At 45.5% G+C, this 12,770-nt stretch carries 13 protein-coding genes and 1 pseudogene; 10 read left to right on the top strand and 4 right to left on the bottom strand.

Annotation, left to right across the window (positions count from 1 at the left end; all coding sequences use genetic code 11):
• The first annotated feature begins 175 nt into the window (after positions 1–175).
• Positions 176–409 carry an IDEAL domain-containing protein gene (locus LWH95_RS13855; protein WP_003239440.1) on the top strand — a complete coding sequence of 78 codons (234 nt, stop codon included), beginning with the start codon at positions 176–178 and terminating at the stop codon, positions 407–409.
• A gap of 26 nt (positions 410–435) precedes the next feature.
• Here the strand turns inward: LWH95_RS13855 and LWH95_RS13850 are convergent, their stop codons facing one another.
• On the bottom strand, positions 436–1,293 hold the full coding sequence (locus LWH95_RS13850) for an SDR family oxidoreductase (RefSeq protein ID WP_003239442.1): 858 nt from the start codon (positions 1,291–1,293) through the stop codon (positions 436–438).
• 111 nt (positions 1,294–1,404) lie between these two features.
• Between LWH95_RS13850 and LWH95_RS13845 the strand changes: the two genes are divergently transcribed.
• The 7 genes and pseudogenes from LWH95_RS13845 (at position 1,405) to phoE (ending at position 8,259) form a co-directional block, all read left to right on the top strand.
• Entirely contained in the window at positions 1,405–2,934 is a 1,530-nt protein-coding gene (locus LWH95_RS13845; RefSeq protein WP_232919788.1) for an FAD-dependent oxidoreductase, read from the top strand.
• Between the two features lie 13 nt (positions 2,935–2,947).
• A pseudogene (locus LWH95_RS21815) lies at positions 2,948–3,616 on the top strand (protoglobin domain-containing protein); the annotation flags it as partial.
• A gap of 240 nt (positions 3,617–3,856) precedes the next feature.
• Positions 3,857–4,372 (top strand): methyl-accepting chemotaxis protein, encoded by a 516-nt coding sequence (locus LWH95_RS21810; protein WP_373695039.1) that lies wholly within the window; start codon positions 3,857–3,859, stop codon positions 4,370–4,372.
• 134 nt (positions 4,373–4,506) lie between these two features.
• Complete coding sequence (locus tag LWH95_RS13835) at positions 4,507–5,067, top strand: biotin transporter BioY (protein ID WP_084991668.1); 561 nt, start codon at positions 4,507–4,509, stop codon at positions 5,065–5,067.
• 4 nt (positions 5,068–5,071) lie between these two features.
• The gene (locus tag LWH95_RS13830) at positions 5,072–6,511 is read left to right on the top strand and encodes an acyl-CoA synthetase (protein ID WP_133488035.1); all 1,440 of its coding nucleotides are present in this window, start codon (positions 5,072–5,074) and stop codon (positions 6,509–6,511) included.
• 1 nt (position 6,512) lies between these two features.
• Entirely contained in the window at positions 6,513–7,607 is a 1,095-nt protein-coding gene (locus LWH95_RS13825; protein ID WP_133488037.1) for an acetyl-CoA C-acyltransferase, read from the top strand.
• Between the two features lie 70 nt (positions 7,608–7,677).
• Positions 7,678–8,259, top strand: coding sequence for a phosphatase PhoE (gene phoE, locus LWH95_RS13820; protein WP_003239453.1), 582 nt, complete (start codon positions 7,678–7,680; stop codon positions 8,257–8,259).
• Between the two features lie 31 nt (positions 8,260–8,290).
• On the opposite strand, the gene LWH95_RS13815 is transcribed toward phoE, so the two are convergent.
• Positions 8,291–9,262, bottom strand: coding sequence for an ABC transporter substrate-binding protein (locus LWH95_RS13815; RefSeq protein ID WP_232919787.1), 972 nt, complete (start codon positions 9,260–9,262; stop codon positions 8,291–8,293).
• Positions 9,263–9,449: 187 nt separating this feature from the next.
• On the opposite strand from LWH95_RS13815, the gene LWH95_RS13810 reads away from it, so the two are divergent.
• Positions 9,450–9,713: a hypothetical protein gene (locus LWH95_RS13810; RefSeq protein ID WP_232919786.1), complete on the top strand. Its 264-nt coding sequence runs from the start codon at positions 9,450–9,452 to the stop codon at positions 9,711–9,713.
• On the opposite strand, the gene LWH95_RS13805 is transcribed toward LWH95_RS13810, so the two are convergent.
• Both LWH95_RS13805 and LWH95_RS13800 read right to left on the bottom strand, forming a co-directional pair.
• On the bottom strand, positions 9,660–10,652 hold the full coding sequence (locus LWH95_RS13805; RefSeq protein WP_060398310.1) for an NADPH:quinone oxidoreductase family protein: 993 nt from the start codon (positions 10,650–10,652) through the stop codon (positions 9,660–9,662). The genes LWH95_RS13810 and LWH95_RS13805 overlap by 54 nt on opposite strands.
• 71 nt (positions 10,653–10,723) lie before the next feature.
• On the bottom strand, positions 10,724–11,173 hold the full coding sequence (locus LWH95_RS13800; RefSeq protein WP_232919785.1) for a GNAT family N-acetyltransferase: 450 nt from the start codon (positions 11,171–11,173) through the stop codon (positions 10,724–10,726).
• A gap of 443 nt (positions 11,174–11,616) precedes the next feature.
• On the opposite strand from LWH95_RS13800, the gene aprE reads away from it, so the two are divergent.
• Positions 11,617–12,762 carry a subtilisin AprE gene (aprE, locus tag LWH95_RS13795; protein WP_003239459.1) on the top strand — a complete coding sequence of 382 codons (1,146 nt, stop codon included), beginning with the start codon at positions 11,617–11,619 and terminating at the stop codon, positions 12,760–12,762.
• Positions 12,763–12,770 lie beyond the last annotated feature (8 nt).

The following is a 12,770-nucleotide window of genomic DNA, read 5'->3' as shown; positions in this document are numbered from 1 at the left end:
GTACTAAATAACTAGTAATAAACCGATTTTACCTTCTTATGATCTTCCGGTTTACGGCATTTTGCAGGATATGTCGATAGATTGCCAAGTATTAGTTGTCTAAAAATTATAAAAATTTATTGATTTTTTCGACTTATATCCATATACTATAAAAAAGGCATTGGGGGGATTCTTTATGAAAGAGAAAAAATCGTACACTGAGCTCATGAAGTCCCGCAACACGCAAAAAACAAAAGAATTTGATGTCACAATGACGGATGTCTACATTCAAATGGTGCTCGATGAATCCTTGTATAAGCGTCGGCTTGCCATGCTGACGGACCAAATCAACAAAGCCTTGGACGAAAAAGATAAAGATGCGTTTCTTACGCTCTCTAAAGAATATGCAGCGCTCAAGCAGAGCGAATAAGCCAATCCTCAAGGATTGGCTTTTTATTACCCATTTACAATTGTTCCGCCATTGACGTGAATCGTCTGTCCTGTGACATATGTGGAATCGTCACTGGCAAGGTATAAATAGCTTGGCGCCACTTCCACCGGCTGTCCTGGGCGTTCCATCGGCACATCTGACCCAAACACTTCCACATCCTTTGCGGCAAAGCTGGCCGGGATAAGCGGTGTCCAAATGGGGCCCGGCGCTACTGCATTGACCCGTATGCCCTGCTGAACAAGCGACTGGGAAAGTGATCTTGTAAACGTAACGATCGCTCCTTTTGTCGCTGAGTAATCGATCAGCGTTTTATTCCCTTTATAGGCGGTAATTGAAGCGGTATTAATGATAGAGCTTCCCTTTTTTAAATGAGGCAGCACCGCCTTTGTTAAGTAAAACATGGAGAAAATGTTCGTTTGAAAAGTTCTGATCAGCTGGTGGCTTGTGATTTTTTCAATGCCGGGCTGGACATGCTGCTCAGCTGCATTGTTAACCAATATATCAATCGACGGAAATGCTTGGCTTGCCTGCATGACCACATTATTGCAAAACGCTTCATCTCCGACATCTCCTGCAATCAGCAGGCATTTTACCCCTTCCTTTTCTACATACTGCTTTGTTTCCTCGGCGTCCTGATGCTCATTCAAATATACAATGACCACATTAGCCCCTTCTTTTGCGAATAACACCGATACAGCACGTCCGATCCCGCTGTCTCCTCCAGTAATAATAGCGGTTTTGCCCTCTAATTTTTTCGCTTTCTTCGGCTTATCAAAAACCGGACGGGGATCCATGAGATATTCAAAGCCCGGCTGCTGGTTCTGATGCTGAGGCGGCAATGTTTTCTTTTTTTGATTCGCCAATGAAATCACTCCTTTTCAACCCTACTATGTTATGAACAATGCCTGCTTCCTATGTATGAAAAGATAGAATATGGAAAAATTAAGAATAAATCTGATTGGAGGTATAATGGCTTGGCTAATCCATATTTTGCAAAGGAAGCACCCGAAACATACTGGAAAACATCGACTGACCTGCCTTCTTTTCCGGCGCTTCAAGAGGATACTGAATGTGATGTCACCATTATCGGGGGCGGGATTACGGGAATCACAACGGCATATGAACTCACGAAAAGAGGCTTCCGTGTCGTCTTGATTGAAGCAAATCAGGTCCTCAACGGCACCACTGCCCATACAACCGCTAAAATTACGGCACAGCACGACATGATTTACGATGAATTTATCCGCAATTTCGGATTGAACCACGCGAGGCTTTATTATGAAGCAAATCAAAACGCAGTTGATTACATAAAAGAAATTGTGGATGAACATCAAATTGATTGTGAATGGATCGAGCAAGATGCATATCTGTATACAGCAAATGAAAACGCTGTGCAAAAAATCCGCACTGAGCATGAGGCATATACAAAGCTTGGAATTGAAAGAGACCTTATCAAGGAGCTTCCGATTCCCTTAGGTTCTAAGCTGGCGCTTGTCATGAAGAATCAAGCCCAATTTCACCCGCTTCAATACTTAAAAGCGCTTCTGGAGCAGATTGTTCAAAAAGGCGGACGGATTTATGAAGAGACCGTTGCGCTTGATATCAAAAAAGGAGAAATGCCTGAAGTGGTAACAAAAAGCCGGCACGCCATTAAGAGCCGCTTTATCATATGCTGTTCCCACTTCCCTTTTTATGACGGAGGCGGATTATATGCTGCGAGAATGTACTCTGACAGATCGTATGTCCTCGCCATCAAGCCGAAGAGCAAATATCCCGAGGGCATGTATTTGAGTATCGATCAGCCGTCAGTGGCGCTCCGCTATACCATTGTAAACGGTGAAAAGCTGATTCTCTTCAGTGGAGTAAGCCATAAAACCGGCCAGGGAAAAGACATGTCGACACATTACGAAACACTGAGACAAATGGCTGAAAGCACCATCGGCATCGAAAGCATCCCATATTATTGGTCCACCCAGGATCTTGTCACAATCGACAAAATTCCGTTTATCGGGCCTATGTCGGAAAATGAGGACAATATTCTTGTAGCGACCGGGTTCAAAAAATGGGGCATGACGTCATCGGCTGTCGCTGCCACTCTATTGTCAGACCTTGTGGAGAAAAAAGACAATCCATACGAAAGCATTTTCACGCCGTCCCGTTTCCATCTGAACCCCGGACTGCAGAAAGTGATTTCTTACAATGCCGATGTCGCCAAGCATTTCATTAAAGGCAAGCTTGAAAAGCCTGACGTCCAATTTGAAGAGATCGCGCCGGGTGAAGGAAAAGCCGTCACCATTAACGGCAGACGTGCGGGAGCATTCAGAGATGAAACAGGCTGCCTCCATCTCGTCGATACGACGTGCACCCATTTAGGCTGCGAGGTCGAGTGGAACGACGGCGAGCATACGTGGGATTGCCCGTGCCACGGGTCACGCTTTAAGCCAACCGGAGAAGTTGTGGAGGGCCCAGCCATCAAACCATTAAAACAAATAGACCTCAATTAAACCGTTCATTTTAATGAACGGTTTTTATAAATATTTTTCATCTGCATCTTCATTCATGTTCCCCTTGACCGATAAAAAAGAAAAAGGCTTAAAAAGCCAAAAAGTAAAAATTATATTTTTCCCAAGGGGGATCACTGTATTGTTATTTAAAAAAGATAGAAAACAAGAAACAGCTTATTTTTCTGATTCAAACGGACAGCAAAAAAACCGCATTCAGCTCACAAACAAACATGCAGATGTCAAAAAACAGCTCAAAATGGTCAGATTAGGAGATGGCGAGCTTTACGTTTTAGAGCAGCTTCAGCCATTAATTCAAGAAAACATCGTATACATCGTCGATGCGTTTTATAAAAACCTTGACCACGAAAGCTCATTGATGGATATCATTAATGACCACAGCTCAGTTGACCGCTTAAAACAAACGTTAAAACGGCATATTCAGGAAATGTTTGCAGGCGTTATCGATGATGAATTCATTGAAAAGCGAAACAAAATCGCCTCCATTCATTTAAGAATCGGCCTCCTGCCAAAATGGTACATGGGCGCGTTTCAAGAATTGCTTCTGTCCATGATTGACATTTACGAGACATCTATTACAAATCACCAAGAACTGCTGAAAGCTATTAAAGCGACAACTAAAATCTTGAACTTAGAACAGCAGCTTGTCCTTGAAGCGTTTCAAAGCGAGTACAACCAAACCCGCGATGAACAAGAGGAAAAGAAAAACCTTCTTCATCAGAAAATTCAAGAAACCTCCGGGTCGATTGCCAATCTGTTTTCAGAAACGAGCAGATCTGTTCAAGAGCTTGTGGACAAATCTGAAGGCATTTCCGAAGCATCCAAAGCCGGCACAGTGACATCCAGCACTGTTGAAGAAAAGTCTATCGGCGGGAAAAAAGAGCTTGAAATCCAGCAAAAACAGATGAACAAAATTGACACAAGCCTTGTCCAAATCGAAAAGGAAATGGTCAAGCTGGATGAAATCGCACAGCAAATTGAAAAAATCTTCGGCATCGTAACAGGCATTGCTGAACAAACAAACCTCCTCTCGCTCAATGCTTCTATTGAATCTGCCCGCGCCGGTGAACACGGCAAAGGCTTCGCCGTAGTGGCAAACGAAGTGCGGAAGCTTTCTGAGGACACGAAAAAAACCGTCTCTACCGTGTCTGAGCTTGTGAACAATACGAATACACAAATCAACATCGTCTCAAAGCATATCAAAGACGTGAATGGGCTAGTCAGCGAGAGCAAAGAAAAAATGACACAAATTAACCGCTTATTCGATGAAATCGTCCACAGCATGAAAATCAGCAAAGAGCAATCAGGCAAAATCGACGTCGATTTGCAGGCCTTTCTTGGAGGGCTTCAGGAAGTCAGCCGCGCCGTTTCTCACGTGGCAGCATCTGTTGATTCGCTTGTCATTTTGACAGAAGAATAAACATCAAAAACCGGCCTGCCATGCAGCCGGTTTTTTCACGTTTAGTATGTTAACTAAAATTAAAATTAAGTTGACATACTAATTGTCTGCATTTATTGTATAACCATATTTTATTACTGTTTGGAGGATTTCACATGCTGAGATTAATAGACATGATGCATATTGCCATTTTTACCGCACTAATGGCAGTGCTTGGCTTTATGCCCCCTCTCTTCTTATCTTTTACACCCGTTCCGATTACATTACAAACGCTTGGTGTGATGCTGGCAGGCAGCATCCTCAAGCCTAAGTCTGCTTTCTTAAGCCAGCTTGTCTTTTTGCTGCTCGTTGCCTTCGGAGCGCCGCTTTTGCCCGGCGGACGAGGCGGGTTTGGCGTTTTTTTCGGGCCGAGCGCGGGCTTTTTGATCGCTTATCCCTTCGCTTCGTGGCTGATCAGTTTAGCCGTTTCCAGACTGCGAAAAGTGACTGTATTGCGTCTCTTTTTCACTCATATTGTATTCGGCATCATCTTTATTTATCTGCTCGGTATACCAGTACAAGCTTTTATCATGCATATTGATTTGTCACAGGCCGCCTTCATGAGCCTTGCATATGTACCTGGTGATTTGATAAAAGCAGCTGTATCTGCGTTTCTGGCCATTAAAATCACCCAAGCCTTGTCTCTTTCTGATACGATATTTACGAAAGGAGGCTGATTTTATGACAATTACTCATACCTATTCATCTATTGCCGAAAAATCGCCCGGGCGTGTGGCGATCCATACTGAATCGGAGCAAATCACGTACCAGGATTGGGCTCGTCTTGTCTCTCAAACCGCAAATTGGCTGCGGTCGCTGCCGAGCATGCCGAAGCGTGTGGCGATCCTTCTCCCGAACAGCCTGGCGTTTTTACAGCTGTTTGCCGGAGCCGCAACGGCGGGATGCACGGCTGTTCCCATCGACACACGCTGGAGCGCGGCTGAATGCAAGGAGCGGCTGTCCATAAGCAATGCGGATCTTGTGGTTACTTCATCCTTTTTCAAAAACAAACTGACAGATAGCCAGACACCTGTTATTTTGCTTGATAACTGTATGGCAGATATTTCTGAGGCATCCGCTGATCCCGTGCCTACCATTGATCCGGAGCACCCTTTTTATATGGGATTTACGTCGGGCTCGACAGGAAAACCGAAGGCCTTCACGCGATCTCACCGCTCATGGATGGAGAGCTTTACGTGTACGGAAACAGATTTTTCGATTTCATCAGATGATAAGGTTCTGATTCCCGGGACGTTAATGTCCTCTCACTTCCTATATGGGGCTGTCAGCACCTTGTTTCTAGGAGGAACCGTTTGTTTACTGAAAAAGTTCTCCCCTGCTCAAACGAAGGAATGGCTGAGCCATGAATCAGTCAACGTTCTCTATACCGTACCGACGATGACAGACGCCATTGCCCGGATTGAGGGTTTTCCCGACAGTCCTGTCAAAATCATTTCATCGGGTGCAGACTGGCCGGCAGAATCTAAGAAGAAGCTGGCCGCAAAATGGCCTCATCTCAAGCTATACGATTTTTACGGCACATCAGAGCTTAGCTTTGTGACATATTCCTCACCGGAAGACAGCAAACGGAAGCCGCATTCAGCCGGCCGCCCTTTTCACAACGTCCAGATTGAAATCCGCAGCGCTGCGGGAGAACGCTGTCAGCCAGGGGAAATCGGGAAAATATTTGTCAAAAGCCCGATGCGGTTTTCCGGCTATGTCAACGGCAGCGCACCAGATGAATCCGGCTGGATGACAGTGGATGATATGGGCTGTGTCGATGAGGATGGCTTTCTATACATATCAGGAAGAGAAAACGGGATGATCGTGTACGGAGGATTAAATATTTTCCCAGAAGAGGTTGAACGTGTGCTTCTCTCCTGTCCAGAGGTTGAAAACGCGGCAGTCGTTGGAATCCCTGACGAGTATTGGGGAGAAATCGCTGTAGCTGTCATTCACGGAAACACTGATGCCAGAAAGCTGAAAGCTTTGTGCAAACAGAAACTGGCATCCTACAAAATCCCGAAAAAATGGGTGTTTACAAACTGCTTGCCGGAAACGAGCAGCGGAAAAATCGCCCGTTCCAGCGTGAGGAAATGGCTAGAAGAGGGTGCAGTGTAACTTGAATGCGGTTATTGTTGATGCAAAACGAACGATCTTTGGAAAACAAAACGGGCTGCTGAACCACTTTCTCCCGGAGGATTTGGCGGCTCCTATCATCAGCTGTCTCAGCCGAAAGCTAGAGAATCAAATCAACGAGGTGATTCTCGGAAACGCGACCGGCAGAGGCGGCAATCTCGCCAGGCTGTCAGCTCTGCAAGCCGGACTGCCTTTATCGGTTCCCGGGATGACGATTGACAGACAGTGCGGCTCCGGCCTTGAAGCTGTACGCTATGCCTGCAGTCTCATTCAAGCGGGAGCCGGCACGATGTATATCGCGGGCGGCTCAGAAAGCAGCAGCCAATCGCCCTTTTCAGAGCGGGCCCGGTTTTCTCCAGATGCGATCGGTGATCCTGACATGGGCATAGCGGCAGAATATACGGCAGCACGCTATTCCATCAGCAGAAAAAAGCAGGATGAATATGCGCTTCTCAGCCATCAACGCAGCAGAAGCGCGCATGATGGCGGATATTACCGTGAAGAAATTGTTCCTCTCGGGGAATTGGAAACGGACGAAGCATTTCTGAAAAAGCGGCCGATAGAAGCAATTATTCCTCGTGCAAAGCCGGTTTTCGACACCAGCTCCGGAACGGTTACAGCAGCCAACAGCAGCGGCATATCAGACGGAGCGGCCGCTCTCCTTGTAATGGAAGAAGAAAAAGCGGCAGCCCTAGGGCTTAAGCCAGTGCTCCGGTTTATCGGCAGCGCCGTCAGCGGGATTCACCCAAACTATCCGCCCGCTGCACCGGTTGATGCAATCCGTAATCTCTTAATCACACACAATTTAACACCTGATGATATCGATTTATATGAAATCAATGAAGCCTTTGCCGTCAAAATTTGTGTCTGCTCGCAAGAACTCGGCATCCCCTTTTCAAAAATCAATGTGCGCGGCGGCGCGTTAGCTCTCGGCCATCCGTACGGCGCATCAGGGGCAGCTCTGGTAACCAGATTGTTTTATGAAGCGCAAAGACGGACAGACTGTCAATATGCCGTTGCTGCTATCGGAAGCGGCGGCGGAATCGGGCTGGCTTTATTATTTGAAATTATGGCATAGGCTTTTTCATAGGATACGCGCTTTTGATTTAGTATAATAGCGATATGACCAAAGTCAGGAAGGGGATTTTATGACAGCCGTTTGCTTAGTAAGACATGGAGAAACCGATTGGAACCTGCAGCAAAAATGCCAAGGCAAAACCGATATCCCGCTGAACGCGACAGGTGAACGCCAAGCGAGAGAAACCGGAGAATACGTAAAGGATTTTTCTTGGGATGTCATTGTAACGAGCCCGCTGAAAAGAGCGAAAAGAACCGCGGAAATCATTAATGAATATCTGCATCTTCCAATTGTCGAAATGGATGACTTTAAGGAACGCGATTACGGCGATGCGGAGGGCATGCAACTGGAAGAACGGACAAAGCGATATCCGGATAAAAACTATCCTAATATGGAAACGCTGGAAGAGCTCACTGACAGGCTGATGGGCGGTTTGGTAAAAGTGAATCAGGCGTATCCAAACCAAAAGGTGCTGATCGTCGCGCACGGCGCAGCGATTCACGCACTGCTGACGGAAATTTCCGGCGGTGACCCAGAGCTACAAAGCACTCGCCTTGTCAACGCCTGCCTCAGCAACATTGAATTTGCAGAAGAGAAATGGCGAATTAAAGACTATAATATCAACAGCCACTTATCCGGCTTTATCAAATAAGAAAAAGACAGGCATTCGCCTGTCTTTTCTTTTATTTCTTCTCAGCTGGCATCTCTTGCTGAAGCTCATCCAAAATAGCATTCGCCCCGTCCACACTGCGTCGCAGAGACCATACTGCGCGGTCCACGTGGTACACATGTCCGTTTTTTACTGCCTTCAGCTTCTTCCACAGCACATTCTTTTCGATCGGGCGTTTGCCGTCCGCATCGATGTCATCCGTTTTGCCTGTCATCAGGATGATCACATCCGGATCTGTTTTCAGCAGCTGCTCAAGTGTCATTTTCATGTTCACTGAGTCGCCGCCATTGCCTGATTCGCTGTTATCTGACGTGCTGATTGCATATTGATAGCCAACCTGTGTTAAAAGTCTTGATGTAAAGAAATTTTCATCTCTGGCCATAATCGTATCGTTTGTATTTCCAATTAAAAGCACGGACGCGCTGTTAGCACTGATTTTTCGCTTTGTCTCATTAAGCTTTTCTTCATGCGCCGTCAGCTTTTTCTCCATTTCCAGCTCCTTGCCGACTGCTTTTGCAATCGTAAGTGAAGCGTCAATTGTATCCTGATAATCCGCGTTTAAATTATCAAGCGCAATCGTCGGTGCGATTTTTTTGAGCTGATCGTATACCTTTTTATGCCGGGTCGTGTCGGCAATAATTAAATCGGGTTTTAATGAAGCGATTTTTTCCATGCTTGGCTGTGAGCGGGTGCCGACAGATGTGTAGCCGTCAATTTTCTTCAGCACATCCTTGTTGATCAGCTGCTTCGCTTTATTATCATCGGCAACCCCGACAGGTGTAATGCCAAGATCAAGCAGCGTGTCGATAAAACCAAGCTCAAGAACAACAACCCGCTTCGGTTGCTTAGGCACATTTGTCTTCCCTAAATCATGTGTTACCGCCACTTTATTATCTTTGCTGTTTTGATTGCCGCTTGAAGACGAGCAGGCAGCCGTTAAGACAGAAAGAAGTAAAACTGTAAGAATAATCAGTGTTTTCTTCATGCGTTTTAGTCTCTCCTGTATGTAGTTTCTAAGAGTAAGATGTCCAAGAGATAGTATAACACGGAATGAGAATCATTATCACTAATTATTTTTAAAATGAGAAGAGAAAGTCCGGCTTACAGGAAAAGCTTGTTTCCTACTGTAACAAAGTGGGACTATAATAGGAAGATAGGGTGAAAGGGTATGGATGAAAATCAAATTAGGGGAGGAACGATTAAAACAGCTATCTTGCCATTTGAAGGTGAATTTACTTACACACGCGTATGACAAAACAAAAATGGCAAATGGCGGATTGTTTCGGGACACAGCAGTTCAGCAGCTTAATACCCTGTACATATTCTTTTTTAAAAAACAAAAGCTTGCAGAAAAACATAGTTTTCTCTGCAAGCTGGGCCTGTTAAAGCTTCACAATGATTCTTCCTTGAATGCGATTTTGCAAAATATCTTTTAACGCAGCCGGCGCTTCTGCCAATGGTACTTCCCTATCCACGATTGTCAGCAGCTGATCAGGCTTGAGATCGGAAGACATGCGCTCCCAAACAGCGGCTCTGACATCCATCGGACAGTACACTGAGTCGATTCCGAGCAGGCTGACCCCGCGAAGAATAAACGGATACACCGTAGCAGGAACCTCTCCCCCGCCCGTTAAGCCGCTCACCGCGGCAGATCCGCCATATTGGATTTTGCTTAAAAGCGAGGCAAGCTGTTTTCCGCCGACTGGATCAACCGCTCCCTGCCATTGCTGCTTGGACAGCGCCTTAAGCGTTCCGTCATAGACATCTTCCCTGCTGATCACTTCGCTTGCACCGAGCTGCTTCAAATAATCAGCCGCCTCCTGGTTTCCGGTGCTTGCCACCACTTCATAGCCCCGCTTGTTCAGCATCGATACAGCAATTCCGCCGACACCGCCGGTTGCTCCTGTGACAAGCACGCTCCCTTTTTCCGGAGACAGGCCGTTCTGTTCAAGCCGGTGCACCGATAACGCCGCTGTAAATCCCGCCGTTCCGTACACCATCGCTTCTTTTAAAGTAAGATTTGTTGGCAAAGGCACCAGCCAGTCACCAGGCACTGAAGCATATTCACTTAATCCGCCATCGCGGGAGACACCGAGCTCATAACTTGTTGCAATCACTTCATCTCCCTCGGCAAAACGCGGATCATTGGAAGAGACAACCGTACCCGCAGCATCAATGCCTAAAATAAGCGGATACTCTCTGACGATATTTCCGCCTGCTTTTCCTGCCAGGCCATCTTTATAATTGATGCCGGAATAAGCAATTTTAATCAGGACGCCATCTTTCGGCAAATCCTCTGTTGACATGGTTTTTACATTGACTGAAACATCATCGGCATTTTTTTCTGCCAGCAATGCTTGAAATAACGTTGACATTCGGCACACTCCTTTTCGTTTCTATCGTAACCGAAGAACGTTCAAAAAACCAAACCATCAAGCTTCCATTTTCACTTCGCTGGCACACTGAGACGATAATGGACAAATGCAGTATCCTCTTCATAGCCGTTTTGCTCATATAAGCTTCTTGCCGTCAGGTTGTGGTGTTCAGTCTGAAGAGATAAACGAGTTGCCCCGTTTTCCGCAGCATAATCCTTTGCGGCAGACAGCAGCTGCCCGCCAGCTCCCTTTGTTCGCGAATGAGGAGCGACAAATAAGTCATTTAATATGTAGATTCTTTTCATTGACACAGAAGAAAACGTTGGATAGAGCTGGGTAAAACCTATGAATTCTCCATTTTCTTCAGCTATCAAAATAATAGACTCGTGATTTTCCAGACGCGCTTTCAAAAAAGCCTCTGCCCCTTTCAGATCGGACGCCTGCTTATAAAATTCCCGATACTGGTTAAATAACGGCGCGATGGCTGCTGCATCTGATGTCTTTGCTTGGCGAATGTTCATCTCATTTCTTCCTCCCTCTCTATAATCGTTTCATTTTAACTTTAATAGAATTTTCTGTAAAGTTTATTTATCAGAATACTTTTATCAGCATACATAGAAAAAATATCACGATAATATCCATTGATCTCACGGAAACATATGCAGGTCATTAGAAGGATTTTTTTCGACAGGAATTTGCGGGGACTCAGGAGCATTTAACCTGAAAAAGCATGACATTTCAGCATAATGAACATTTACTCATGTCTATTTTCGTTCTTTTCTGTATAAAATTAGTTATTTCGAGTCTCTACAGAAATAGCGAGAGATGATATACCTAAATAGAGATAAAATCATCGCAAAAAAATGGGTCTACTAAAATATTATTCCATCTATTACAATAAATTTACAGAATAGTCCCTTAAGTGAGGCTACTCTGAATCTTTTTTAAAAGGAGAGGGTAAAGAGTGAGAAGCAAAAAATTGTGGATCAGCTTGTTGTTTGCGTTAACGTTAATCTTTACGATGGCGTTCAGCAACATGTCTGCGCAGGCTGCCGGAAAAAGCAGTACAGAAAAGAAATACATTGTCGGATTCAAACAGACAATGAGTGCCATGAGTTCCGCCAAGAAAAAGGATGTTATTTCTGAGAAAGGCGGAAAAGTTCAAAAGCAGTTTAAGTATGTTAACGCAGCCACAGCAACATTGGATGAAAAAGCTGTAAAAGAATTGAAACAAGATCCGAGCGTTGCATATGTGGAAGAAGATCATATTGCACATGAATATGCGCAATCTGTTCCTTACGGCATCTCTCAAATTAAAGCGCCGGCTCTTCACTCTCAAGGCTACACAGGCTCTAATGTAAAAGTAGCTGTTATCGACAGCGGAATTGACTCTTCTCATCCTGACTTAAACGTCAAAGGCGGAGCAAGCTTCGTACCTTCTGAAACAAACCCATATCAGGACGGCAGTTCTCACGGCACACATGTAGCCGGTACGATTGCCGCTCTTAATAACACAATCGGTGTTCTGGGCGTAGCGCCAAACGCATCGTTATATGCAGTAAAAGTTCTTGACTCAACAGGAAGCGGCCAATACAGCTGGATTATTAACGGCATTGAGTGGGCTATTTCCAACAATATGGATGTTATCAACATGAGCCTTGGCGGACCTTCTGGTTCAACAGCGCTGAAAACAGTAGTTGATAAAGCCGTTTCCAGCGGCATCGTTGTTGCTGCCGCTGCCGGAAACGAAGGTTCATCGGGCAGCACAAGCACAGTCGGCTACCCTGCAAAATATCCTTCTACCATTGCGGTAGGTGCGGTAAACAGCAGCAACCAAAGAGCTTCATTCTCAAGCGCAGGTTCTGAGCTTGATGTGATGGCTCCTGGCGTGTCCATCCAAAGCACACTTCCTGGAGGCACTTACGGTGCTTACAACGGAACGTCAATGGCGACTCCTCACGTTGCCGGAGCAGCAGCGTTAATTCTTTCTAAGCACCCGACTTGGACGAACGCGCAAGTCCGTGACCGTTTAGAAAGCACTGCAACATACCTTGGAAGCTCTTTCTACTATGGAAAAGGGTTAATCAATGTACAAGCAGCTGCACAATAATAGAAAAA

This window comes from Bacillus sp. G16, from assembly GCF_021282335.1.
GTDB classification, from domain to species: domain Bacteria; phylum Bacillota; class Bacilli; order Bacillales; family Bacillaceae; genus Bacillus; species Bacillus inaquosorum.
Note: the sequence above shows the minus strand (reverse complement) of the source record. Positions and strands in the feature narration are given on the sequence as shown.